This window comes from Kitasatospora sp. NPDC059973 (assembly GCF_042737525.1).
GTDB lineage: Bacteria > Actinomycetota > Actinomycetes > Streptomycetales > Streptomycetaceae > Kitasatospora.
This window is the reverse complement of record NZ_JBHWUI010000073.1, coordinates 1-22,847: the sequence shown is the minus strand read 5'-3', so window position 1 is coordinate 22,847 and position 22,847 is coordinate 1. Positions and strand designations below refer to the sequence as shown.

The following is a 22,847-nucleotide window of genomic DNA, read 5'->3' as shown; positions in this document are numbered from 1 at the left end:
GGCGCCTCCCGGTGGACGTGAGCACCACGGCGCGCTGCCATGCCTCCCGCCAAGCCGTCGATCACGCCACGCCCGGCACGATCCGGGGCGCGGCCCGCGACGAGGGCTCCGCGAGGCGGCGCGGCGCCCCTGCGTTCCCGGCCCTGCGTGCCCGGGCCGGTCGCCCTAGGGTGGAGGGGTAACGGCGCCGCCGGGCGGCCGGTGGACCTGCCGTCGGGCCCGCTCCCGCAGGAGGTGCCCCGGGGGAGGGCGGCCCGGTCCCGACCCACCGGCGGAGCGAGGTGCGATGCGGTTGCCCCACCGGCCGGCGTCCCCGCTCCTGCCCCGCCCCGATCCCCCGGTGGCGCACCGCGCGGTCCGGGTCACCGCCGCCGCGTGCACGGGCTTCTACGTCTTCCGCTACGGCTTCGACCAGCCGGTGACGGCCACCTACGCCCTGTTCGGGGCGGTCGCGGTCGGCGTGCTGGCCCGGGTGGAGGGCGGCGCGCGCGCCCGGGGTCGGACGCTGCTGCTGACCCTGCCGTTCGCCTGGGCGCTGGTCTGCCTGGGCACCGCGCTGGCCGTGCACGCCTGGACGGCGGCGCTGGGCATGGTGGGCGTGGGCTTCGCGGTGTCCTTCGCCTCGGTGGGCGGACCGCGGCTGGTCGGGCTCACCAACGGGCTCCAGCTCTTCTACATCCTGCCGTGCTTCCCGCCCTACGCCCCGGACACCCTGCCGCAGCGGCTGGCCGGCGTGACCGCGGGCCTGCTGCTGCTCGCCGCCGCGGAGCGGCTGCTGTGGCCGGAGCCGCCGCCGAGGGACTACCGCGACCGCGTGGGGAGCGCCGCCCTGGCGCTGGCCGGGCTGGCCGACCGTGCCGCCGCGCACTGCGGCGGGCCGCCGCCGACCGCCACCGGCGCCGTGCCGGACGACGCCACCGCGGCGGACCGCGCCCGGGCCCTCCTCGACGACCTGCGGTTCTCCCGGATCCCGCTGATGGAGCGGCCCGCCGGCCCGGGCGCCGCCGACCGCGCGCTCACCCACTGCGCGACCACGCTGCAGTTCATCGGAGCCGAACTGCTGCGGATCCGCCGGCTGGGCGCCGCCGGCGGGCCCTACCCGGAGGCGGCCGCCCTGGTGGCGACCACCGCCGGTGCGCTGCGCGCGGCCGCGGCGGGGGTTCGGCCGGACGGTCCGGTCCCGTCCGCCGCGCCGGTCGAGAGGCGGATCGCCGCCTTCGACGCCGACCGCACCTCACCGGCCGGCGGCGCCGACGCGTCGGACGGCCCCACCGGCCCCACCGTCGCCCGGCTGGCGCTCGGCACCCTCGCCCTGAGCGCCGCCGAGGGCGCCCGCTTCCTCACCCTCGCCACCCGCACCAGCCGCCGGGCACCGCCGCCGCCCGACAGCACCCCGCCCGACCAGCGCCCCGGCCCGTTCTGGTACGCCTACGAGCCGACGCCGATGCTCTGGTGGCGCCGGATCCGCGGCAACCTGACCCCTCGCTCGGTGTACTTCCGCAACGCCCTGCGCACCGCCGGCGCCCTCGGCGCGGCCCGTCTGGTGGTCGGCGCCCTCGATCTCACCCACGGGTTCTGGGTCCTGCTGGCGACCCTCACCCTGATGCGCACCAGCGCGGCCGACACCCGGATCACGCTGCGCCCGGCCCTGGCCGGCACCGCAGGCGGCGCCGCCGTGACGGCGCTGCTGCTGATCGCGGTCGGCGAGCACCCCGTCTTCTACGCCGCCGCGCTGCCGCCCGCGATGCTGTTCGCGTTCGCCTTCAGCCCGGGGCTGGGGCTGGCCTGGGCGCAGGGGACGTTCACCGTCGTGGTCGCCATGGTCTTCACCCAGCTCGCCCCGGCCGGGTGGCGGCTGGCCGAGGCCCGGCTGGTCGACGTGGCGACCGGTGCCACGATCGGCATCCTCGCCGGGCTCTGCGCCTGGCCGCGCGGCGGCGGTCACGACCTGCGGCGGCGTACCGCCGAGCTGCTGGACCGCAGCGCCGCCGCGCTCTCCGAGACCGTCGCCGTGGTCACCGGGTCGGGCCCGGCCCGGGGCGCGCTGCAGCGGGCCAGGCACAGCACGCTGCTCACCGAGGCGCTGTACGCCCAGTACCGCAGCGAGCGCCACCAGCCGGCCGGGGAGGGCCCGAACTGGCAGGCCGCCGTGCTGACCGGGCAGCACACGGTGCGCGGGGCCGAGCCGCTGCTCGCCCGGATCCCGCCGGGCACCGCGGCCTCCGGCCCGCACGGCGGGGCGGCCCTGGTCGGCCGCGCCGAGCAGGTCGCCGCGGCATTCCGCCGCGAGGGCGCGGCGCTGCTCGACCCGGCCGGGTCCGCCGCGGCGGACCGGGCGCTGGCCGAGGCCCTCGCGGCCCTGCACGAGGACCGCGTCATGGCCACCCGAACGCCCGAGGACCCGGTCTCACTGCACACGGTGGACGTCACGCTCTGGCTCACCGGGCTGCTGGACGACCTCGGTCGGGTCCACGACTCCGCCCGGGCCGCCCCGGGCGGCACGCCGGCCCCGGCAGAGCGCCACGCTTGACAGATAGGCAAGCCTTACCTAAGTTCAACGTCCATGTTCCGCAACCGCCCCGACACCACCCACCCGGCCGCCCTGCTGCGACGCCTGCGTCCGGGACCGCTGCCGATCGACCCGCAGGCCGATGTCGGGCGGCGGGCCTGGGCGGCCTGTCCGGGCTGCGACGACGCCCGCGGGTGCGCCGGCTGCGCGGAGCGGCGCAACTGCCGCGAGCACTGGCGCTACCTGCTCTCCAACACCGGTAGCGTGCTCCACCTCCAGTGCCCCACCTGCACCCACGTCTGGGACCACGAGACCGGCTTCGGCGCCACCCGGCAGGAGATCCGGCGACCGGCCTGAGCGGCGCCGCCGAGGGCGCCGCCGAGAGCACCGCCGAGGGCTCGGCCCGGCCACCGGGCGGGCGGCCGCGTTCGGGTAGAGCCACCGGCACGGGGCGGCCGTTCGCCGTCCCACGGCCTGCGAGGCGCAACCGGCCCAGCGCCGAGATCCACCGCAGCCTGAGCGGCGAACTCGCCGGCCACTGAGGCCGCCGCCGGTACCACCGCGCCCGCCCTCCGGTCCGTCGGAGGGCGGGCGCGGCGCTGGGCCGGCGCCGATCAGCCCGGCAGCGCGTCCAGCAGGAGCTCCGGGCCCACCGGGAGGTCCCGCACCCGGACCCCGGTGGCGTGGTGGACGGCGTTGACGACGGCCGCGGCGGTGCCGACGATGCCGATCTCGCCGATCCCCTTGGAGCCCATGGGGTTCAGGTGCGCGTCCTCCTCGTCGATCCAGTGGGCCTCCACGGACGGGATGTCGGCGTTCGCGGCCACGTGGTACGCGGCCAGGTCGCGTTCGGCGTGGTCGCCGAACTCCCGGTCCATCGTGCTGTGTTCGAGGAGCGCCATCGAGACACCCATGATCATCCCGCCCACCAGCTGCGACCGGGCGGTCCGCTCGTTCAGGATCCGCCCGGCCGCGAAGACCCCGAGCAGCCGGCGCAGCCGCACCTCTCCGGTGTCGGCGTCGACCGCGACCTGGACGAACTGGGCTCCGAAGGCGTGCCGGGCGTACTCGCGGCCGGCCTTGACCGCCCCCGTGGTGTCCGCCAGGTGGCGCAGCCCCTCGGCGGGCAGCGGCGCGGTGCCCCGTTCGGCCAGCGTGCGGCGCAGCCCGGTGCACGCCTCGTGGACCGCCCAGCCCCAGGACGCGGTGCCCGAGGACCCTCCGGCGAGCGGCGCCCGGGGCAGGTCGGTCCGGCCGATCGCGACGCCCACCCGGTCCGCCGGCACACCGAGCGCCTCGGCCGCGATCCCGGTGAGGGCCGCCCGGGCGCCGGTGCCGATGTCGGTGGCGTTGGTGCGCACCAGGAAGGTGCCGTCCGGGAGGGCGACGGCCTCGGCGGTGGAGGGCGACACCAGCACGGGGTACGTCGAGGCGGCGACGCCGCAGCCGAGCAGCCAGGCCCCCTCGCGGCGGGGCCCCCGGGCGCGCTCGCCCGCCCAGTCGAACCGGCGCGCACCCTCCCGCAGGCACTCCACCAGGTGGCGGCTGCTGAACGGGCGGCCGGAGTCCGGCTCCACGGCCGGTTCATTGCGCAGGCGCAGGTCGACCGGGTCCAGCCCGCAGGCCTCGGCGAGCTCGTCCATCGCGCATTCCAGGGCGAACATGCCCGGCGTCTCGCCCGGGGCCCGCATCCAGGAGGGGGTGGGCACGTCCTGGCGGACCACCCGGTGCGACGTCCTGCTGTGCGGCGCCGCGTACATCACGCGGGCCGGCACGGCGGCCTGCTCGACGAACTCGCGCACCGTCGAGGAACGGGTGACAACCTCGTGCGCCAGCGCGGCGAGCCGGCCGCCGTCGTCGGCTCCCAGGCGCAGCCGGTGCACCGTCGGCGAGCGGTGGCCGGTGAGGGCGGGCAGCTGGGCCCGGGGCAGGGCGAGCCGGACGGGACGGCCGACGTGCCGGGCGGCCATAGCCGCCAGGACGACGTGCGGCCTGGTGGTGCCCTTGCTGCCGAAGCCGCCGCCGACGTGCTCGCTGATCACCAGGACGTCCTGCGGCGCCACCCCGAACAGTGCGGCCAGGGTCTCCTGGACGTTGTTGCCGCCCTGGCTGGAGTCGTGCACGGTGAGCCGGCCGTCCGCCCACTGTGCGGTGGCGGTGTGCGGCTCCATCGGGTGGTTGTGCAGCGGGCCGATGCGGTAGGTGCGGTCGATCCGGACGTCGGCCTGCTGGTAGCCGTGGTCGAAGTCGCCGTGGGTGCGGACGGCGGGGTGGCCGCCGTTGGCCTTCTCGGGCGTGTAGAGGCCGGGGTGGTCGTCGGTGAGCACGACGTCGTGCGGTTCGGCGGCGTAGCCGATCCGGACGGCCTCGGCCCCCGCCCGGGCGTCCTGCGGGGTTTCGGCGACGACCAGGGCGGCCACCTCGCCGCGGTGCGCGACCCGGGGGGACTGCAGCACGGCCAGCGTCGGGTCGCCGTCCGCGGGCAGGGTGAGCACGGGCGCGTCGCGGTGGGTGAGCACCGCGAGGACCCCGGGGATCGCCAGGGCGGCGGCGGTGTCGACGGCGGTGATGTCGCCGCGGGCGACGGTGGTGGGGACCGGCCAGGCGTGGAGCAGCCCGTCGGGGTGGTGGTCGCCGGCGTAGCGGGCGGCTCCGGTGACCTTGTCCAGGCCCTCCGGTCGGGCGAGGTCGCTGGTCATCGCTGCTCCTGACCGGTGGCGAGCAGGCCGAGTTCGCGGACGGCGAGCCGGCGGGCCAGCGCCACCTTGAACCCGTTGTCGGGCAGCGGGCGGGCGGCGGCCAGTTCGGCGTCCATGGCGGCTCCGACGGCGGCCGCCGTGTACGGCTCGCCGAGCAGCGCGGCCTCCGCGGTGAGGGCCCGCCACGGCCGGGGGGCGAGGGCGCCGAAGGCGAGCCGTACGGTCTCGACCCGGCCGTCGCGCAGGGTCAGGAGGGCGGCGAGCGAGCACGTCGCGAAGGCGAAGGAGGCCCGTTCGCGGACCTTGCGGTAGACCGAGCGCGCCCCGGCCGGGGCCGGCGGCAGCTCGACGGCGGTGATGAGTTCGGCGGGCCCGAGTTCGGTCTCGCGGTCCGGGGTCGCGCCCGGCAGGCGGTGGAAGGCGGTCAGCGGCATGGTCCGGTCCCCGGCGGGGCCGGTCAGGTGCAGGACGGCGTCGACGGCGACGAGCGCCACCGCGAGGTCGGAGGGATGGGTCGCCACGCAGTGGTCGGAGGTGCCGAGGACGCCGAGGTCGCGGTGGACGCCGGTGCGGGCCGGGCAGCCGGAGCCGGGCAGCCGCTTGTTGCACGGCTTGGAGACGTCCTGGAAGTAGAGGCAGCGGGTGCGCTGGAGCAGGTTGCCGCCGGTGGTGGCGGCGTTGCGGAGCTGACCGCTGGCCCCGGCCAGGACGGCCCGGGACACCACCGGGTGGCGCTCGCGGACCAGCGGGTGGTCGGCGAGGTCGCTGTTGCGCACGTTGGCGCCGATCAGCAGGCCGCCCTGCGGTGTCTCCTCGACGCGGTCGAGCGGCAGGCGGGCGATGTCGACGAGCAGCCCGGGCCGTTCGACGCCGAGCTTCATCAGATCGACCAGATTGGTGCCGCCGGCCAGGGCCTTCGCGTCCGGACGCCCGGCCAGCAGGGCGACGGCGGCGGCCACCTCGGTGGGCCGGGTGTAGCCGTGGGGCTTCATGCCGGACCCTCCCCGTTCCCCGCCCCGGCCCCGGTGGCCGACGCGCCGCCCCGGCCCTCGGCCTGGGCCTGCCGGACGGCCCGGACGATGGCCGGGTAGGCGCCGCAGCGGCAGATGTTGCCGCTCAGCAGTTCGCGCAGCGTCGCCTCGTCGGTCGGAGCGGGGTCACCGGCGGTCTCCGCGAGGACGCCGGCCGCCGAGCAGAGCTGGCCCGGCGTGCAGAAGCCGCACTGGAAGGCGTCCTGTTCGAGGAACGCCCGCTGGAGCGGGTGCGGGCCGTCCGGGCCGGCCAGGCCCTCGACGGTGGTGACCGCGCGGCCGTCCTGGGCGACGGCCGGCAGCAGGCAGCTGTTGACCCGCCGTCCGTCCAGCAGCACGGTGCAGGCACCGCACTGGCCGTGGTCGCAGCCCTGTTTCGCACCGGTCAAACCGAGCCGGTCGCGCAGCACGTCGAGGAGGGTGGCGCGGTGGTCGACCGTGAGGGTGTGCGGCCGGTCGTTGACGGTCAGGGCGATCCCGCTGCTCGTCGCGAGGGTGTCGGTGGCATCCATGGCCCACGCATTCCACGCGGGGCCCCGCCGGACACCCCCCGACCCGCTCGACAACCGCTTCGCCGTACACCGCCCCGGCGGGCACGCCGGTGGTCACCGGTCCGCCGGTGGTCACGGCGGTGCGAGGTCTCCCTCCGGGCGGCCGGCTCCGCCGTCGGGGGCCGGTGCGGGCGCGAAGAGGTCGAGGGTGTCGGTCAGCACGAGGAGCCGCCGCACCACCTCGCTGGCCGCGGTGAGGACCACGTCGCGCCCCCCGTGCTGGGCGGTCGCCCGCAGGCGCAGCAGGGTGTTGAGGCCGGTGCTGTTGCAGAACGAGACGCCGGACAGGTCGACGTCCAGGCCGCTGCGGCTGGCGTCCAGGGCCCGTTCGAGCGCCTCGTCGAGCGGCCCGGCGGCGTCGAGGTCGATCTCCCCGGTCACCAGCACCTGGACCCGGTCCCCGTTCCGCGCGGTCTCCCAGTGCACCCACAGGCCGCGGGCGAGCCGCTGCCCGACCGGGCGGCCGCCGTTCACCACCGCCGGCGGCGAGGCCGGCTCGGCGTCGGTGCTCCTTCGGTACGGGTCTTCGACCATGGCCTCCTCCTCCGGGCGACGCAGGCGGACCCTTCTTGGGTGGGCCCTTCAAGGGTGGGTCCCATCGCTTCGCTCGTCAACCGATGCCCGAACGCCGATTCGCCTGGGGCAAGAAGGGAATCGGCACTCCTAGGAGGGGGTATGGCCCTGGAAGGATCAGCGCGAACGGGCCGGACGTCCGTGACCGACCACGCCCGGGTGCTCGCCGCGATCGCCCGCGACCCCGGCGTGCGGCTGCGCGACATCGCGCTGGAGGTCCAGCTGACCGAACGCGCCGTCCAGGCCATCGTGACCGACCTGGATCAGGCCGGCTATCTCACCCGGCCCCGGACCGGGCGCCGCAACCTCTACCGGATCGCCGCCGGCACCTGGCTCCGGCACCCGGCGGAGTCCGGGCTGAGCGTGGCCGAACTCCGCGACCTGCTGGCCCGGGCCCACCACGACGGCGCCCCGGGGCAGGGGGCGGCGGAACCCCCCCCCGGGGCCGGGGAGCAGGACGGCGACGGGCGCCGACCTGCCCCGCAGCGGTCCGACCGGCACGCCGGCCGCCAGGTGCCTTGACCGGGTGGGGGTCGGTCAGTCCGCCGGGATGTGCGCGAGCATCCGCTCCCGCCGCCCACCCAGGTGGCCCTGAGCACGTCGATCGCCCTTCTCCTCGGCCTGGAGGCCGGCCGGCCTGAGCCGGCGGGCCCGGAGGCCCGGCCGGCCCGCGGCGCGGCGGGGACCGTCAGCCCTCGGCCGGCAGCTCGTAGACGTGGTCCGGGGTGATGATCGAGGTGATCGCCCTGGCCAGCAGGGTGCTCGGCTCGAAGCCGTCGTGCAGGATGTCGGTGTTGATCAGGAGCACCATGGTGGCCTCCTGCTCCGGCAGGTACATCGTCACGCTCTCGTAGCCCGGCAGCGAGCCGTTGTGCCCGACCCAGCCGTGCGTCCGGAAGAGCCCCAGGCCGTACCCGGCGCCGTCGAAGCCGGGGACGGTGATGAACTTCTCCCGCTGCGCCTGGGTGGCCGGGGAGAGCAGGGTGCCGGTGGCGACCACCTTGGCCCAGCGGCGCAGGTCGTGCAGGTCGGAGATCATCGCACCGGCCGCCCAGCCCCAGCTCGGGTTCCAGTCCGTGGTGTCGGCGACGTCGCCGCTCAGCGTCTGGTTCGTGTAGCCGTGCGCGTGCGGCTGCGGGAACTCCGCGCCGGTCGGCAGGAAGGTGTGGTCCAGGTGGGCCGGCCCGGTGACCCGCTGGTGGACGAAGTCCTTGAGCGGCATCCCGGCGAGCTTCTCCACCAGCAGGCCGAGCAGGACGTAGTTGGTGTTGGAGTACTGGAACGCCGTGCCCGGGGCGAAGACGTTCTGGTGGGTGGAGGCGTAGGCCAGCACCTCCTGCGGGGTGAACGACCGGGTCGGGTCGCTGAGCAGCGCCTGCTGGAAGGCCGGGTCGGCCGTGTAGGAGAACAGGCCGCTGCGCATCTCCAGCATCTGCCGGACGGTGATGTGCTCGCCGTCGGGGACGCCGTCCAGGTAGGCAGCGATCGGGGTGTCCAGCCCGACCAGGCCGTCGTCGACCAGTTCCAGGACGGCGGTGGCGGTGAAGGTCTTGGTCTCGCTGCCGATCCGCATGTTGAAGTCGGTCCGCATCGGCGCGCCGGTCACGGTGTCGGCGACCCCGGACGAGCGGACGTAGGTGCCCCGGCCGGGCAGCCAGAGCCCGACGATCACCCCGGGGATGCCCGCCTCCAGGCGCGTGCACTCGATCGCCTCGTCGAGGCGGGCCGCGAGCGCGGGGTCCAGCCCGTGCGGCGGGCGGCCGTCGGCGGACCGGTCGGCGGCGGTGGCGGCCGCCGCCACCGGGGCGGCCTGGACCGGGGACACCGAGAGGGTGACGGGCGCGAGGGTGGAGAGGGCGAGCAGGGCGGTGGCCAGTCTGCGTGCGGGCACACGGCGCATGGGTGGGGGTCTCCTCCGGAAGTGGGCGGACACTGCGAGGCCAAGGTCACCACCCCCCGTGGCCCCGCCCCGCGCGCCCGACGCCCACCCCCCGGCGAGTCCATCCGTACGGACCACCGCCGTGCTCGGTCCCCTCAGCTCGCCGGGCCGGGCCTGCCCGGAGCCCGGGCCCCACCGGGCGGGCCCGGCCCGGCGGCCCGCACACCGCCGCCGGAAATCCTGACGAAATCCTTACGCGAGCACCTCCGGTCCGGACACCACCCCCCTGACCTGCCGCGACGACCGTCCGCCCACCGGGCGGGCCACCGGCCGCGCCCCGGTCCCGCCCCGGCGCCCCCGGTCCGCCCCCTCCGCTCCGGGAGCGGACTCGCCGAGGGGAGTACGATCGCGCCGACGAAGCGCCAAGTGGGGTCGACCGCAAGCCCGGTGACGCTCAGCGCACCCGGCGGCCAGGCCGCCGGGAGCCGCGGAACCGCTCGCCGTCGCCCCACCGGGCGCGTGAGGCGACGAGTCGAACGGGGGCGGTCGGCATGAGCACACCGGCGGGTAGTGGTCAGTTCAGCGTGAACAGTCAGGCGATGAAGGGTTCGCAGTCGGCCTTGAACGGCATGGCCCTCGACTGCCCCACCATCGGCGCGCTGGCGGACGAGTCGACCAACGCGGCGGCCGCTGCGCACCAGGGCTGGGACACCGCCGGTGCGCTGCGCGCGGCCCTGGCCGAATGGCACGAGCAGGTCGAGCAGTTGACCGCGCGGCTGCACCGGAACAGCTCCGCGATGGAGCAGACGACCCTCAACTACCACACCACCAACCAGTCCATCGCCGACCTGCTCAAGGTGAAGTGACCATGCTCGGATACGAGGACGTCCTCCACGCGAACCCCGGCACGCTGTCCACCGCCGCGACGCAGTGGCGGGCGATGGCCGACCGGTTCCACACCATGGAGGGCAGCTTCGACCGCGACGTGCTCTCGGTGACCCGCGACGGCCTGTGGACGGGCGGCACGGCCGGTCTGGCCGACTTCCAACTGATGGCGACCAAGGGGCAGATCGTGGCCGCCCAGGTCGAGGCGAAGGCGATGGCCTCACTGCTCGACGACGCGCGGGCGGACTTCGAGGCCGCGCAGAAGCAGGTCCGCGACGCCGCGGACGGCGCGGTCAAGGCCGGCTTCAAGGTCACCGGCACCGGCGTCGCCGTGCTCGATCCCAGCACGCTCGACCCGGGCACGCTCAACGACCTCCACCACGACGCCGACACCCAACGGGCCTACCAGGAGGCCGCGGGCAAGTGGACGCAGGCCATCGAGGCCGGCCTCCAGCGGGCCACCGACGCCGACCAGCGCGCCGCCCGCGCCCTGCGCAGCGCCTCGAAGGCCGGCAGCTTCGACAACTCCTTCAACGGCTCGGCGCTGGGCGGCGGCGACCAGGCCGACGCGCAGCGCGCCGCCGACCTCGCCACCCGGATCGACAGTCTGAACGGCGACGAGCGGGCCCAGCTGGCGAACCTGATGAAGGCCAACGCGGACAGCCCCGAGTTCTCCCGGACACTGCTGGACACGCTCGGCCCCGACGGCACCCTGAAGCTCGCGGAGAAGCTCAACGACCCGGGCAAGGACGACGGGAAGAAGGGCAGCTACCCCGGTCTGCAGACCGACCTCACCCGGGCCATCGCCTCCGCCACCCAGGACCCGAACACCGAGTTCTACCGGAAGTGGCGGGCCGGCCTGCGGGAGAACGGCACCAGGAACTTCGGCTCCAACACCGAGCCGGTCTACGGGTACCAGATCCTCGGCACCCTGATGGGCAAGGGCGACGCGAAGTACTCCACGCCCTTCCTCACCGACCTCGGCGACGACATCATCGCCGCCGAGAAGAAGCAGCCGGGCCTGTGGAGCTACCGGGCGTCGCACGACGGCACCTCGCTCGGCGCCGACCCGCTGGACGAGCTGCTCGGCGTCATGGGCCGTCAGCCCGAGGCCGCGACCTCCTTCCTGGACCCGGGCGCGGACGGCTCCAACCAGCGGCTGCACTACCTGCTGAAGGACCGGGACTGGCCGCAGGGCTACCTCACCGGCTACACCGGCGAGATGAAGATGCCCGACCCGCTCTCCCAGAGCGGCCTGGCCGCCGCCGTCGAGGCCGCCGCCACCGGCGAGCGGGCCGGTACCGCGCACGACGGCAAGCACACCGAGGCCCAGGCCCGCGTCATGCACGACACCATCGTCACCATGGACGAGGGCCACGGCGGCGACAAGATCAAGGACACCCTGCGCCGGCCGCTCGCCAACGCCCTCGCCGACTACGTCGGCGACACCCACGAGCTGCTCAACGGCCGCAACGACGTCTACAACGGCCACACCGGCCACGACTCGGTGTGGAAGGACGGCGACACCACCCGGATGGCCGTCGGACAGGACAGCCTGGTCCGGTTCATGCGCGGCCTCTCCGACGATCCGGCCGCCTACGGCACCCTGCACCGCGCCGAGACGGGCCGGATCGACCAGGAGCTCGCCGCCATCGGGCCCAACCCCACCGAGGCCCAGATGAAGGACCCGATGGGCAAGGGCGCGGCGGCGCTCGGGGTCTTCGACGCGATCCGCGCCGACGCGGACCTGGACATGCGCGACGACAAGAACGCCCAGGCGGACTGGAAGGCCAAGGTCCTCTACCACACCATCGGCGCCCCGATCACCCCGATCGCACCGCTCGGCGACGCCGCCCAGCGCCTGGTCGACACCTGGACGTACGAGGTCAGCCTGGAGGAGAAGGACCGCAACAACTCCGAGGCCAACGCGAAGGTGTCGGACACCTACCTCGGTGCCAACCGCCAGATGTCCGACATGGTCGGCATCTGGGCCAGGGACCGCGGCATGGACCCGGACGGCCCGACCGTCAACTCCCTCCAGGACGACATGCTCAACAGCCGCAACCGCAGCAACGACGTCGCCGGCCGCTACCTCGGCCGGGGCAACGCCTGATGGCAGCCACGCCCGGGGCCCGCCGCACCGCGGCCGCCACCACCGCCCTGGTGGTGGCGGCCGCGGTCGGCACCGGGCTCTGGTGGACGCTCGGGCGCGACGACCCCGACCGGGACTGCGCGGGCCTGCGCACGGACGCCCGCGTCCGGACCGTCCTCGGTGACACCTGGCGGTCCGACCTGCCGTGCGGCGAACTCGCCGCCGGGCTCCGCCGCGCCACCGTCGGGACGCGGCCCGGCGCCCACACCCTCGGGCAGGCCCACGCGATGCGCACGGTCGTGCTGGCGGTCGCCGACTCCGCCGGCCACCGGGTGCACCCGGACGTGCGCGGCCCGCTCGCCGAAGCCCTCGCCGACTACGCCGCCGACACGCACACGGTGCTCACCGGCGTCAGCAACGCCGCGATGGCGCACGACGGCCCGGACGACGACGCCTGGCAGGACGACCGGGGGGTGCACTTCGCCGTCCGCGAGGACCAGCTGATCGAGGTCCTGCGCGGCCTCGCCGAGAGCCCGGCGGCCTACGCCGGCCTGCGCGGGGCGGACCTGCGGCAGGGCGCGGCGGGCCTGGCCGCCGTCCCGGCCGACCCGTCGCCGGCCGCGATCGAGGACCCGCTGGCCCGCGCCGCCGCACCCGCCGGGGTCTTCGACGGGATCGCCGACGACGTCCTGCGCGGGCGCTCCCGCGCCGCCCGGACCGCCTGGCAGGAGGGGGTGCTCCAGGGCCTGGCCCCCGCCGGGGCACCACCCGCGTTCGGCGACGCCCCTGCCGAGTACCTCGCCCGGACCTGGCTGGGTCGGCTCGCGGAGCCCGCGCCCACCGCGCGGGAGCGGTTCGCCCGCCTCGACGACCAGGCCAACGGTCTCCTGGGCCTCTGGGCCGACGCCACCCACCAGGACGAGGCCGGGATCGGTCTGCCCGCGCTCCGGGACCGGGCCCGCGCGTCCACCGACCGCGAACGGGGCGCCGCGGCCGGACAGCTCAAGCAGGAGGCCTGACCGGCGCCGCCCCGACCGCCTAGGCCGGCCGGGGGCGCTGTTCCTCGTGGCCGCAGAGCCAGGCGAGCGCCTGGTAGGCGCCGAGGGCGTAGTCGGCGTCGTCCCGCAGCGGCTCGCTCACCCGGACGGCCGCGGCCTGGCACTCGGCCAGGAGCTGTGCCCGGCACGGCCCTCCGGCGGCGCCGAGCGGGGCCGCCGCGGTCACCGGGGCGCCGGGCTGGGCGCCGGCGGCCCAGCGGTAGGCGCCGAGTACTCCGTGTTCGAAACCGGTCCACGGTTGCGGCGATTGGTTGGCTTCCTCGATCGCCTCGAACACCTCGTCCAGCCCCCGCACCCCCACGGCCGGGATCGTCGTCTCGTCACTGGTCATGACCGCAACCTACGTCCGGCGGCGCCCGGTCGCCCGCCGAGGACGCCCGGCGGCGCGGTCCGGCCCACCGGGACCGGGTGTCCGTTCCCCGGGCGGTACCGGGGGGGCTGCGGGCCGCGCGCGCGGCCGGCGGCGTTGGGCCGTGGGTGGGGTCCGGGCCGCCCGGGCAGCACCCGACCCGTGGCGGCCCGGGCCGAGGTGGCCCAGCCCGAGTGGCTCGGCCCGTGGCGGCTCAGCCCGAGGTGGCTCAGTACGAGGTGGCTCAGCCCGAGGTGGCGACCCGCTCCCGCCACCACCGCAGCGTCGCCGCGACCTGCTCGTCGACGGAGGTGGCCCGCACCGCGAACTCGGCCTCGTAGGCGCTCGCGTCGACGACGAACGGCCGGTCGAACTGGTAGCGGGTCTCCTTCAGCTCCCGGACCAGCGGGGAGAAGAGCGCCGCCACCCCCAGCACGGCCGGCGCCAGCCTGCGCACCGCGACCGGCCCCGTTCCCGCCCCGGCGGCGAGGCGGTCGACCATCTCCCGGGCGGACCGCGCGGGCGCCGTCGGGACGTGCCAGGCCCGCCCCCAGGCGCGTTCCTCGCCCGCGACCTCGACCAGCGCCCGGGCCACGTCGGGCAGGTAGCTCCAGCTGTGCGGGGCGTCCGGATCCCCCAGCGTGGAGACCGGCTTGCCGCGCAGCACGCGCGGCACGACCCGCCCGGCCAGGTGCCCGCCGTCGGTCACGCCGGGCCCGAAGAAGTCCGAGGCCCGCACCTCGACCGCCCGGATCCGGCCCTGCTCGTGCAGTCGGCGCGCCTGCTCCCACAGCGCGGCGCGCACCCGGCCCTTGGGCCCGGTGGCCGCGAGCGGCAGCCGCTCGGTCAGCGGGCCCGCCACCGGGCCGTAGCCGTAGAGGTTCCCGAGCATGACCAGCACGGCGCCGCTCGCCTCGGCCGCCGCGCAGGCCGAGGAGGCCAGCGGCGGCCAGTCCCGCACCCAGTGGTGGTACGGCGGCGCGGCGCAACTGTGGATCGCGGCCGCGCCCTTCGACAGTTCGGTCAGCCGGGCGCTGTCGGCCGCGTCCGCCGCGACGTGCTCGATCCCCGGTTCCGGGCCGCGGCCCGACCTGGTGACGACCCGTACGGTATGCCCCTGCTCGGCCAGCAGCCTGGCGGTGGCCGCCCCGGCGGGCCCGAATCCCATGACGACATGAAGGCTCACCCACGCACACTAGCGCGACCGCACGGTGTCCTTTCGCCGTCGGTCCGCGCTCCGGGGCCCGGAGTTGGCCGCCCGGCGCCCCTGGGGGACCGGGTGGTCCGCGCTCCGGAGCCCGGAGTTGGCCGCCCGGCGCCCCTGGGGGACCGGCTCAGGCCGGGCCGGGCGGCGCGTCGATCGCCAGCACCTCGGCGGTGGCCGGGCCCGCAGGCGTGTCGTAGGAGACGGCTTCCCCGGTGCGGCGGCCGAGCAGCGCATGGCCGAGCGGGCTGTCGTAGGTCACCAGGGTCTGCTCGAACTCGTTGGCGAGCTCGCCGATCTGGAACGTCTCCTCGCCGCCGTCGGCAAACCGGAGGGTCACGGTGCTGCCCACCCCGATGACACCGGGCGGGGCGGCGGGGGCCGTCGCCGCCTCGCTCAGTCGCGCGGTGATCCCGGCGATCCGGGCGTCCAGCCGGGCGGTCTCGGTGACGCGCTGCAACTCGTCGGCCTGGTCGGCCAGATCGCCGGCGGTATCGGTGCCGGTGCCTTTCAGGGTCGCCGCGACGGCGTCGCGTTCGATCCGCAGCTGCGCGAGCTCCTGTTCGAGGGCCTCACGGGCCTCGGGGCTGATGGGCTCGGGGACACCGGTCATTCCTGCTCCCGTGGTATGGCGGGACAGAACAAATCGCCCTGAAGTGGGCATTTCCGAGCATAGCAAGGACCGTTCGGGCCGGTCGCCCCGGCGGCGCTCCCGGCAGGGTGACCGACCGGCCCCGTGTCCGGCCGGTCACCCCCCGGGGCCGGTCAGTCGCCGGCCGTGGTGGGGCGGTGGTGGACGTACTCGACCACCGTGCCGTCGGGGTGGCGGACGTTGAACCCGGCACCGGTGGGGACGTCCCGGAGCGGGACGACGATCTCCGCCCCCTCGGCGAGCAGCCGCTCGTAGTAGGGGCGGACGTCGTCCACCAGCAGCGTGCCGGTGGTGTCCCGGTACGGCGCCAACTCGCCCTCCTCGCCCGCGATCAGCAGGAACGCGCCGACGGTCGCCAGCCGCAGGGCGCCGAAGTCGAAGCCGGAGTCGGCCGTCACCGCCTGCAGCCGCTCGTAGAAGGCGACGGCGCCGTCCAGGCCGTCCGGTTCGAGGAAGACCCGGATCAGGACACGGGGCTCGGCGAGGCGGGAGGAGTCGTTCTGCCGGCGCCACACCCGGGGCGTCCGCTGCTCAGCTGTCATACCGTCAGCCTCGCCCGTCCCGGGCGGTGGTGGCAGCCCACCGTTCATGGGGTGAGTCGCACTCATAGGATCAGCCCATGGACGAGTCGCTACGCCGAGAGCTCGGTGCCCATCTGCGCGCGGCCCGGGCGTCGATCGCCCCGCAGGACGTCGGCCTCGGCGCCGGCGGCCGGCGCCGCTCCCCCGGGCTGCGCCGCGAGGAGGTCGCCACCCTCGCCGGGGTCAGCGTGGCCTGGTACACCTGGCTGGAACAGGGCCGGGTGACCACCTCGCGACAGGTGGTCGACGCCGTCTGCCGGGCGCTGCGGATGGATCCGGTCGCCCACCGGCACGCCCTGGCGCTGGCCGGGTTCCTCCCCCCTCCCCCGCGCGCCGGGCAGTGGGCGGCGGCCGTCCCCGGCCCGGACACGCTGGCGCTCGTCGACAGCTGGCACGCCACCCCGGCACTGGTACTGGACGAGCGCTTCGACGTCCTCGCCGCCAACGCGGCCCACCGGCGCCTGTGGGGAGCCCTGGAGGAGGCCCCGGCCGAGGAGCGCAATCTGCTGCTGCACCTCGCCGCGGGCCCACCCGGACGCCACCGGATCACGGCCGGCCCCGCCGACGGGAGCGCCCCCGGCGGACAGGCGCTGCTGCGCGGCCTCTACGAGCAGTTCCGGGCCGCCACCGCCCACGTCCCCGACGACCCCCGGTCCGCGGAGATCGTCCGCCGGCTGCACGCTCTGCGGCCGGACGCCGCGCACTGGTGGCAGTGCCGCGCCGTCGCGGACTTCCGGCCGAGCACGGTCGAGGTGGTGGACACCGGGCGCCCGGACCGGGTGCTGCGGCTGACCTTCTCGCTGCTGCGGCCGGCGGCCGACACCGGGGTGCTGCTGCTCACCCAGCACCCGGCCGACGCCACCGGAGCCGCCCTGCTCGCCCGGCTCGTGGCGTGAGCCGACCGGGCTGACGCGGCGTCAACTCGTCCGTGGGCGGAGCTTGGTGCCCGGCGATCCCGGCTCGTGCGCGCGGGTTCGGCCGCCGCCGCGGGTGGAACACCCCCCAAGGGACTTCCGGCGGAGGGAACAGCGCCATGGGCCTCTTGCACACCGCCTGCACGGTGGCCGTTCCGCTCCTCGCGATGTGGTCCGTCCTGCGCGTGTGGTTCCGCGGCGACGCCGTGGTCGCGGACTCGCTCGCCGCGTACTGCTGGTCGGCCGTCGGCATCGCGCTCGGCCGGACGGCCGGTCCGTGGTGGCTGCCGGCCGTCTGCTGGACCACCGCGGGCGCCACCCTGCTGTCGCACGTGATCTCGCTGCTGAGGCTGCTGTTCGAGCAACCGCTGGTCCGGGTCGACCCGGCACGCTTCCGGGAGAGGCTGCTGGAGATCTGCGGGACGGAGACCGGACCGGAGGCGTTCCTGGTCGGCGTGGGCCCGGACGGCACGGTCGTGGTCCGGGGCCTGGAGGCGGCCGGAGTGCCGCGCCACCGGCACCGGCCGGGCCCCGGCTGCGCCACCTGCTACCTGGAGGAGTTCGTCCGCGAGCTCGCCGTCAACGGCACGGACGCGGTGGACCGCTACCGCGGCCTGCTGAAGCGCCGCGCCAACCGGCTCTTCCTGCTGCGGCGCGGCGTGCTCGACAACCGGTGGACGGCGGAGCTCCGGCAGGTGCCGGGCTTCAGCACGCCGTTCGCGTACTCTCCGTGCGCCGTCCACCGCCTCTGACGGCGCTCCGCACACCCCCGGTCGCACCGAAGCCGCCGTTCGGACCGGCGCCGCGATGGCACCGGTCCGAACGGCCCCGGCAGCGGGTCCGCGGAGCGGAGGCGCTCAGGGAAGCAGCTTGTCCAGGGCGGCGGGGCCCTCCGCCGCCAGCTTCCGCTCCGCCCACGCGAGGGTCTCCGGGGTGATGTCGCGCCCGGAGGCCAGCACCAGGTCCTCGGGGGTGACCTCACCGCCGGCGCCGGTGTGCAGCAGGGCGTCCGGCGTGACCTCGCCGGGCCACTGAATCGAATCGGGTCGGTCGTTCATACCGCCTCCTAGTTCGTTCACTGCCTCCATCCTGGCGCCTGGAGGGCGAAAACGGACAGCCGTACGGGGTACGCGGGGCCAGATGGTGGAACCGGCCGCGCGCTCGGCCCGCGCGGGGGTGGCACCGGGAGCGCGCCGGAACCCGGACAATGACGGGATGAGCAGCGCACACCAGCAACCCCGTGGCCTCACCTCACTGATCCCGCAGTCACGGGCCACCACGGCCAGTGAACGGGCCGCCGCCCAGCTCCTGCACCTGCGCGAGACCTCGCTGCCGGTGCCGGTGGTCGCGGCCGCCGCCGAACTGATCGCCGACCGCCTGGACGACCCGGATCCGGTCACCCGCGAGGTCGCCGCCGCCGTCCACAGCCGCCTGCTCGCCGCCCTGGCGGACATCGCGCCCGGCCGGTGAGCCCGCCCGGCGACCGGGGGCCGCTCAGCGGGTGCCGACGGCGTCCAGGACGCGCAGCGCCCGGTCGGGCAGCTCGACCGAGGCCGCCGCGATGTTCTCGCGCAGGTGCGCCACCGAGGAGGTCCCGGGGATGAGCAGGATGTTCGGGGAGCGCCGCAGCAACCAGGCCAGCGCCACCTGCCGGGCCGTGACGCCCAGGTCACGGGCGACGTCCTCCAGGGCGTCGACCTGGAGCGGGCGGAAGCCGCCCAGCGGGTAGTAGGGCACGTAGGCGATGCCCTGCTCGGCGCACCGGTCGACCAGGTCGTCGTCCCCGCGCAGGGCGACGTTGTAGTGGTTCTGCACACAGGCCACCGGGGCGACGTCGCGAGCCGCCCGGACCTGCTCGGCGCTGACGTTGCTGACCCCGAGGTGGCGGATCAGGCCCTGCTCGCGCAGTTCGGCGAGGACGGCGAACGGCCCGGTGACGTCGGCGGCGGCCCGGGTGTCGGTCATCCGCAGATTGACCAGGTGCAGCGCCGGTACGTCCAGCCGCCGGAGGTTGTCGTGGACGGCCCGGACCAGCTCGTCGCGGGACAGGGCGGCGGGCCAGGCCCGGTCCGGGGTGCGGCGGGCGCCGACCTTGGTGGCGACGCACAGGTGCTCCGGGTACGGGTGGAGGGCCTCCCGGATCAGGTCGTTGACCACGTGCGGGCCGTAGTAGTCGCTGGTGTCGAGGTGGGTGATCCCGGCCTCGACGGCGGCGCGCAGGACGGCGAGGGCGGCGTCCCGGTCCCGGGGCGGCCCCCACACCTTCGGGCCCGCCAGCTGCATCGCGCCGTAGCCGAGCCGGGTGAGGGCCAGCCCACCGATCTTCCAACTGCCCGCCGCGGCCGGGGCGGTCGTCTCTGAGGTCATGCCCGGATGATCTCCGGGCCGTACACTGGGCCGCCAACGATTAAGGGATGTCCGAATCCTGAGGAGGCCGCGTGCACGCGGAACTGGCGTTCTCGGCCGCCGACCTGGCCCTGGTGCGGTTCGCCGTCTCGCCGATGTGGGAAGTGGGCACCAGCTACCGGCTGCTGGCCTCCGGCGCCGCGCACCCCGTGCACCAGCCGTGGATCCAGCAGGTCCGGCCGCGGGTCACCGCCGCGGGCCTGGACCGGGGGCTGCTCGCCGAGCTGGTGCCGCGCGCCGGCTACGTCGCCGACTTCCTCAACCCGGCGCCCGCCGGGCCCGCGCCCACCCTGGCGCAGGAGCTGGCCGGGATCCGCGCCACGCCCCCGTCCCGGGTGCACCAGGACCTCGCACGCCTGCGGGGCGAACAGGGCTCCCCCGGCCCCCGGCTGCGGGCCCTCCAGGCCTCCCCGCCGGCCCAGCTGGAGCGGCTGGCGGAGGAGATCGAGACGTACTGGGAGCTCGCCCTGGCCCCCTACTGGGCGCGGATCCGGGCGGCGCTCGACGCCGATGTCTTCCACCGGGCCCGCCAGGTCGCCGAGCACGGCACCGGGCGGCTCCTCAACGAGCTCCACCCCTCGGCGAGTTGGGACGACAACGCGCTGCGGATCGCCCGCCGGCGGCGGACGCTGTCCCGGCAGGGCGCCGGCGACGGGCTGCTGCTGATCCCCTCGGCGTTCACCGGGCCGCACCTGCTCACCCGGCTGATGCCGCCGGAGCCGCCCCAACTCGCCTATCCGGCCCGCGGCATCGGCGCCCTGTGGGAGTCCCGGCCGGCCCCGGCGGCGAACGCCCTGGCCGCCGTCCTCGGCCGCTCCCGGACCAGGCTGCTGACCGAACTGGACTCCCCGGCGTCCACCACCGAACTGGCCCGCCGCACCGGGCTCTCCCCGGCCGGGGTGTCGCAGTACCTCACCGCGCTGCGCGACGCCGGCCTGGTCAGCGCCCACCGGGCCGGCCGCTCGGTGCTCTACGCCCGTACCTCCGTCGCCGAAGCCGTGCTGGCGGCGCCCCGGCCCTGAGGGCGCCGGCCGAGGGGGCTTGACCGGTCGTCACCCGTCCTGCGCCTGGCTCTGGTCGCCGCTCAACCCGTAGCCGGGCCGGTGCCGCCCTCGGAGACGGCGGCGGTGTCCACGACCGGCGCGGGGTCCGCGGTGACCCGGGTGCCGGGGTGCAGCAGCGCGCAGACGAAGGCGACCGCGAGCGCGGCCGCCATGCCGTAGAGCACGGGCCCGTTCGCCTCGGCGAAGTCCTGCCGGATCGCGTCCAGCAGCGTGGCGCCGACGCCGTTCGGCGCCTGCGAGCCCGAGCCGTGGCCGGTGATGCTCTTGGTGACGGTGTCGGCGACGCCGGGCGCGGCGTCCACCGGGACGCCGTTGGCGACCAGCGTGCTCCGCACGTTCCTGGTGGTGCTGTGCAGCAGGACGGTGCCCAGCACCGCCAGGCCCAGGCTCGCGGAGTAGTTGCGCACCGTCTGGGTGATCCCGGTGACCTCGCCGTACGAGGCGTTGATCGAGCGGTTGACGGCGTCCGTCGAGGCGGGGGTCAGCAGCAGCCCGATCCCCGCGCCCGCCAGGACGATGTACGGCCACTGCGCGCCGAGCGACAGGTCGGTGATCTTCGAGGCCCAGAGCGCGAAGCCGACCGCGGACACCGCCGTGCCCAGCAGCATCGGCGGGCGCGCGCCGCGCCGGTCCAGCATCCGCCCGCCGATCTGCGAGCCGGGGGCGAACCCGGCGAAGAAGACCAGCAGGTAGAGACCCGCCTCGTTGGGCGTCTGGTCCAGCGCCACCTGCGCGTAGACAGAGGCGAAGAAGAACACCGGGACGAAGGCGATCATCGCGAAGAAGAGCACGGCGTTGTCCGCCGCGAAGGCCCGGTCGGCGAAGACCCGCATCTTGATCAGCGGGTGCTCGGTGCGCAGCTCCAGCGCGACGAACACCACCAGGACGACCAGCCCGCCGACGATGCACAGCCAGGTCGCCCAGCTGCCCCAGCCCCAGGCCGCCGCCTGCTGGAGGCCGAGCACGCTCAGACCCATCCCGACGGCAACCAGGGCGGCGCCCGGCCAGTCGACCGGCTCGCGGCGGGGGTGGTTGCGGATGCCGGCGAGTACGGTCAGGACCACCGCGACGACCGCGACCGGCACGTTGACCCAGAAGATCGCCCGCCAGGTCCAGCTGGTCAGCCAGCCGCCGAGGATCGGGCCGATCGCGGTCAGGCCGCCCGCGACCCCGAAGAACAGCGCCAGCGCCCGGCCGCGCCGCTCGACCGGGAACACCTCCACCACCACGGCCAGCGCCGCCGGGAACATCAGCGCCGCGCCGAGGCCCTGCACCGCCCGGAAGCAGATCAGCCAGGTCTCGGCGGCACCGCCGGAGGGCACCGCGCCGCAGAGCGCCGAGGCGATCACGAAGGTGAGCGTCCCGATCAGCATCATCCGTTTGTGGCCGAGGACGTCCGCCAGCCGGCCGCCGAGGGCGAAGAAGGCCGCGAGGGAGAGCAGATAGGCGTTGACCACCCACTGCATCCCGACGGCCGAGAGGCCCAGTTCGCGAATGATGTCGGGCGCGGCGATCGAGACGATCGTCTGGTCGATGAAGGTCATCGAGACCGCGAAGAGCATGGCCGCGAGCGTCAGCGACTGGCTCGCCGCGATCGGCGCGGACTCCTTCGGGGTGCGGTCGGGCCGCGGTGTACCCATCCGTCGCGTCCTTCCGTTCCTCCGGGGCCCCGGGTCCTCCGGCGGTCCTCCGGTGGTCCTCCGGTGAGCTCTTCGGGCCCTCCGGGCTCGGCGCCCGGCGGGCGGCGGGCGGCGGGGACCGATCCCACGGTCGACACCCCCGCGACCGGCCCCGCACGGCCTTCCCCGCGGTGGCCGCGCACCCGCGGCTCGGTGGCGGAGACGGCGCGAGACCACCGGCGGCCCCTCGCCGGGCCACCGGTGGCCGCTCAGGAAGTGCTCAGCACTGGGGCCGACGGCCGTGATTGGCCCCGCGCTTGGCTCGTGCCTTCTTCTTGCGACGTCGCTTCGACGACATGGCCACTCCTCTCCCGACGGGGTGCGCTGACCCCGGATTCCACCGTGGCACATCGGGCCGCGACGGGCCTCCGGAGCGCGTACGGGAGGGGGATCGGTGAGCGCGGCGGCCGCGGCGGCCGCCCGGGCCCGGCGCGGTCTCCGCGCGTCGACCCGCACACCGGAGCGGTCGACGGCGCGAGTCGAACCTCCGCTGCTCAGCGTATTTTTGACTGCCCATCAGATCTGTTGCTCATGCCCCTCGGGGCACGCCGCGGCATCGCGGATACGGCCGCGCTCGACCCGGGCGAACGGGCGGAACCGCGCGGGCGGGGAGTGGTCCGGGACTGCCGGGGGCCGGCCCCGACGACCGGGGCCGGCCCCCCGGGGGGAGAAAGGCGCGGGGTTTGCGGGGTGGTAAGGGGGCCGCCACCGCGATACGGGG

General features: G+C 75.8%; 22 protein-coding genes. 10 read left to right on the top strand and 12 right to left on the bottom strand.

Annotated features, from left to right (window positions below):
- The first annotated feature begins 286 nt into the window (after positions 1-286).
- A complete protein-coding gene (locus tag ACFWA9_RS20815) occupies positions 287-2,530 on the top strand; it encodes an FUSC family protein (RefSeq protein ID WP_380388780.1) in 2,244 nt (747 codons plus the stop codon).
- Between the two features lie 33 nt (positions 2,531-2,563).
- Complete coding sequence (locus ACFWA9_RS20810) at positions 2,564-2,866, top strand: hypothetical protein (protein ID WP_352287878.1); 303 nt, start codon at positions 2,564-2,566, stop codon at positions 2,864-2,866.
- 257 nt (positions 2,867-3,123) lie between these two features.
- Here ACFWA9_RS20810 and ACFWA9_RS20805 read toward each other — a convergent pair whose 3' ends face one another.
- The 4 genes from ACFWA9_RS20805 to ACFWA9_RS20790 form a co-directional block, all read right to left on the bottom strand.
- A complete protein-coding gene (locus ACFWA9_RS20805; protein WP_380388778.1) occupies positions 3,124-5,208 on the bottom strand; it encodes a xanthine dehydrogenase family protein molybdopterin-binding subunit in 2,085 nt (694 codons plus the stop codon).
- The gene (locus ACFWA9_RS20800) at positions 5,205-6,200 is read right to left on the bottom strand and encodes an FAD binding domain-containing protein (RefSeq protein ID WP_380388777.1); all 996 of its coding nucleotides are present in this window, start codon (positions 6,198-6,200) and stop codon (positions 5,205-5,207) included. Before ACFWA9_RS20800 ends, ACFWA9_RS20805 begins: the two co-directional genes overlap by 4 nt.
- Positions 6,197-6,751, bottom strand: coding sequence for a (2Fe-2S)-binding protein (locus tag ACFWA9_RS20795; protein ID WP_380388775.1), 555 nt, complete (start codon positions 6,749-6,751; stop codon positions 6,197-6,199). Before ACFWA9_RS20795 ends, ACFWA9_RS20800 begins: the two co-directional genes overlap by 4 nt.
- 111 nt (positions 6,752-6,862) lie before the next feature.
- Complete coding sequence (locus ACFWA9_RS20790) at positions 6,863-7,324, bottom strand: STAS domain-containing protein (protein ID WP_380388773.1); 462 nt, start codon at positions 7,322-7,324, stop codon at positions 6,863-6,865.
- A gap of 180 nt (positions 7,325-7,504) precedes the next feature.
- Between ACFWA9_RS20790 and ACFWA9_RS20785 the strand changes: the two genes are divergently transcribed.
- The gene (locus ACFWA9_RS20785; RefSeq protein WP_380388771.1) at positions 7,505-7,885 is read left to right on the top strand and encodes a helix-turn-helix transcriptional regulator; all 381 of its coding nucleotides are present in this window, start codon (positions 7,505-7,507) and stop codon (positions 7,883-7,885) included.
- Positions 7,886-8,051: 166 nt separating this feature from the next.
- On the opposite strand, the gene ACFWA9_RS20780 is transcribed toward ACFWA9_RS20785, so the two are convergent.
- Entirely contained in the window at positions 8,052-9,263 is a 1,212-nt protein-coding gene (locus tag ACFWA9_RS20780; RefSeq protein WP_380388769.1) for a serine hydrolase domain-containing protein, read from the bottom strand.
- Between the two features lie 578 nt (positions 9,264-9,841).
- On the opposite strand from ACFWA9_RS20780, the gene ACFWA9_RS20775 reads away from it, so the two are divergent.
- The 3 genes from ACFWA9_RS20775 to ACFWA9_RS20765 are packed head-to-tail and all read left to right on the top strand — an operon-like array spanning position 9,842 to position 13,238.
- Positions 9,842-10,108, top strand: a complete 267-nt coding sequence (locus ACFWA9_RS20775; protein WP_329485709.1) for a hypothetical protein — start codon at positions 9,842-9,844, stop codon at positions 10,106-10,108.
- A complete protein-coding gene (locus ACFWA9_RS20770) occupies positions 10,105-12,240 on the top strand; it encodes a hypothetical protein (RefSeq protein ID WP_380388767.1) in 2,136 nt (711 codons plus the stop codon). Before ACFWA9_RS20775 ends, ACFWA9_RS20770 begins: the two co-directional genes overlap by 4 nt.
- Positions 12,240-13,238, top strand: coding sequence for a hypothetical protein (locus tag ACFWA9_RS20765; protein ID WP_380388765.1), 999 nt, complete (start codon positions 12,240-12,242; stop codon positions 13,236-13,238). Before ACFWA9_RS20770 ends, ACFWA9_RS20765 begins: the two co-directional genes overlap by 1 nt.
- A 19-nt stretch (positions 13,239-13,257) precedes the next feature.
- On the opposite strand, the gene ACFWA9_RS20760 is transcribed toward ACFWA9_RS20765, so the two are convergent.
- The 4 genes from ACFWA9_RS20760 to ACFWA9_RS20745 form a co-directional block, all read right to left on the bottom strand.
- Complete coding sequence (locus tag ACFWA9_RS20760; protein WP_359807563.1) at positions 13,258-13,608, bottom strand: hypothetical protein; 351 nt, start codon at positions 13,606-13,608, stop codon at positions 13,258-13,260.
- Positions 13,609-13,870: 262 nt separating this feature from the next.
- Positions 13,871-14,812 (bottom strand): NAD-dependent epimerase/dehydratase family protein, encoded by a 942-nt coding sequence (locus ACFWA9_RS20755; protein ID WP_380388763.1) that lies wholly within the window; start codon positions 14,810-14,812, stop codon positions 13,871-13,873.
- Positions 14,813-14,960: 148 nt separating this feature from the next.
- On the bottom strand, positions 14,961-15,443 hold the full coding sequence (locus tag ACFWA9_RS20750) for a GreA/GreB family elongation factor (protein WP_329485714.1): 483 nt from the start codon (positions 15,441-15,443) through the stop codon (positions 14,961-14,963).
- 152 nt (positions 15,444-15,595) lie between these two features.
- Positions 15,596-16,024, bottom strand: a complete 429-nt coding sequence (locus tag ACFWA9_RS20745) for a VOC family protein (protein ID WP_380388762.1) — start codon at positions 16,022-16,024, stop codon at positions 15,596-15,598.
- 77 nt (positions 16,025-16,101) lie between these two features.
- Here ACFWA9_RS20745 and ACFWA9_RS20740 point away from each other — a divergent pair, with 77 nt between their 5' ends.
- Positions 16,102-16,959, top strand: a complete 858-nt coding sequence (locus ACFWA9_RS20740; protein ID WP_380388760.1) for a helix-turn-helix domain-containing protein — start codon at positions 16,102-16,104, stop codon at positions 16,957-16,959.
- Positions 16,960-17,096: 137 nt separating this feature from the next.
- Complete coding sequence (locus tag ACFWA9_RS20735; protein ID WP_380388758.1) at positions 17,097-17,729, top strand: hypothetical protein; 633 nt, start codon at positions 17,097-17,099, stop codon at positions 17,727-17,729.
- A 105-nt stretch (positions 17,730-17,834) separates the two neighbouring features.
- On the opposite strand, the gene ACFWA9_RS20730 is transcribed toward ACFWA9_RS20735, so the two are convergent.
- On the bottom strand, positions 17,835-18,035 hold the full coding sequence (locus ACFWA9_RS20730; RefSeq protein WP_329485718.1) for a hypothetical protein: 201 nt from the start codon (positions 18,033-18,035) through the stop codon (positions 17,835-17,837).
- A 157-nt stretch (positions 18,036-18,192) separates the two neighbouring features.
- On the opposite strand from ACFWA9_RS20730, the gene ACFWA9_RS20725 reads away from it, so the two are divergent.
- Complete coding sequence (locus tag ACFWA9_RS20725) at positions 18,193-18,447, top strand: hypothetical protein (protein WP_329485719.1); 255 nt, start codon at positions 18,193-18,195, stop codon at positions 18,445-18,447.
- Between the two features lie 24 nt (positions 18,448-18,471).
- Here ACFWA9_RS20725 and ACFWA9_RS20720 read toward each other — a convergent pair whose 3' ends face one another.
- Positions 18,472-19,344, bottom strand: a complete 873-nt coding sequence (locus ACFWA9_RS20720; RefSeq protein ID WP_380388756.1) for an oxidoreductase — start codon at positions 19,342-19,344, stop codon at positions 18,472-18,474.
- A 71-nt stretch (positions 19,345-19,415) separates the two neighbouring features.
- Between ACFWA9_RS20720 and ACFWA9_RS20715 the strand changes: the two genes are divergently transcribed.
- The gene (locus ACFWA9_RS20715) at positions 19,416-20,405 is read left to right on the top strand and encodes a DUF5937 family protein (protein ID WP_380388754.1); all 990 of its coding nucleotides are present in this window, start codon (positions 19,416-19,418) and stop codon (positions 20,403-20,405) included.
- Positions 20,406-20,467: 62 nt separating this feature from the next.
- Here ACFWA9_RS20715 and ACFWA9_RS20710 read toward each other — a convergent pair whose 3' ends face one another.
- Positions 20,468-22,087: an MFS transporter gene (locus ACFWA9_RS20710; RefSeq protein ID WP_380388752.1), complete on the bottom strand. Its 1,620-nt coding sequence runs from the start codon at positions 22,085-22,087 to the stop codon at positions 20,468-20,470.
- Positions 22,088-22,847 lie beyond the last annotated feature (760 nt).

Bases quoted from the DNA above. Each gene is read 5' to 3' on its own strand.
- ACFWA9_RS20765 (WP_380388765.1), top strand. From the start codon at position 12,240: ATGGCAGCCACGCCCGGGGCCCGCCGCACCGCGGCCGCCACCACCGCC.
- ACFWA9_RS20800 (WP_380388777.1), bottom strand. From the start codon at position 6,200: ATGAAGCCCCACGGCTACACCCGGCCCACCGAGGTGGCCGCCGCCGTC.
- ACFWA9_RS20745 (WP_380388762.1), bottom strand. From the start codon at position 16,024: ATGACAGCTGAGCAGCGGACGCCCCGGGTGTGGCGCCGGCAGAACGAC.
- ACFWA9_RS20795 (WP_380388775.1), bottom strand. From the start codon at position 6,751: ATGGATGCCACCGACACCCTCGCGACGAGCAGCGGGATCGCCCTGACC.
- ACFWA9_RS20780 (WP_380388769.1), bottom strand. From the start codon at position 9,263: ATGCGCCGTGTGCCCGCACGCAGACTGGCCACCGCCCTGCTCGCCCTC.
- ACFWA9_RS20815 (WP_380388780.1), top strand. From the start codon at position 287: ATGCGGTTGCCCCACCGGCCGGCGTCCCCGCTCCTGCCCCGCCCCGAT.
- ACFWA9_RS20730 (WP_329485718.1), bottom strand. From the start codon at position 18,035: ATGAACGACCGACCCGATTCGATTCAGTGGCCCGGCGAGGTCACGCCG.
- ACFWA9_RS20760 (WP_359807563.1), bottom strand. From the start codon at position 13,608: ATGACCAGTGACGAGACGACGATCCCGGCCGTGGGGGTGCGGGGGCTG.
- ACFWA9_RS20735 (WP_380388758.1), top strand. From the start codon at position 17,097: ATGGGCCTCTTGCACACCGCCTGCACGGTGGCCGTTCCGCTCCTCGCG.
- ACFWA9_RS20790 (WP_380388773.1), bottom strand. From the start codon at position 7,324: ATGGTCGAAGACCCGTACCGAAGGAGCACCGACGCCGAGCCGGCCTCG.
- ACFWA9_RS20750 (WP_329485714.1), bottom strand. From the start codon at position 15,443: ATGACCGGTGTCCCCGAGCCCATCAGCCCCGAGGCCCGTGAGGCCCTC.
- ACFWA9_RS20810 (WP_352287878.1), top strand. From the start codon at position 2,564: ATGTTCCGCAACCGCCCCGACACCACCCACCCGGCCGCCCTGCTGCGA.
- ACFWA9_RS20740 (WP_380388760.1), top strand. From the start codon at position 16,102: ATGGACGAGTCGCTACGCCGAGAGCTCGGTGCCCATCTGCGCGCGGCC.
- ACFWA9_RS20805 (WP_380388778.1), bottom strand. From the start codon at position 5,208: ATGACCAGCGACCTCGCCCGACCGGAGGGCCTGGACAAGGTCACCGGA.
- ACFWA9_RS20710 (WP_380388752.1), bottom strand. From the start codon at position 22,087: ATGGGTACACCGCGGCCCGACCGCACCCCGAAGGAGTCCGCGCCGATC.
- ACFWA9_RS20720 (WP_380388756.1), bottom strand. From the start codon at position 19,344: ATGACCTCAGAGACGACCGCCCCGGCCGCGGCGGGCAGTTGGAAGATC.
- ACFWA9_RS20775 (WP_329485709.1), top strand. From the start codon at position 9,842: ATGAAGGGTTCGCAGTCGGCCTTGAACGGCATGGCCCTCGACTGCCCC.
- ACFWA9_RS20725 (WP_329485719.1), top strand. From the start codon at position 18,193: ATGAGCAGCGCACACCAGCAACCCCGTGGCCTCACCTCACTGATCCCG.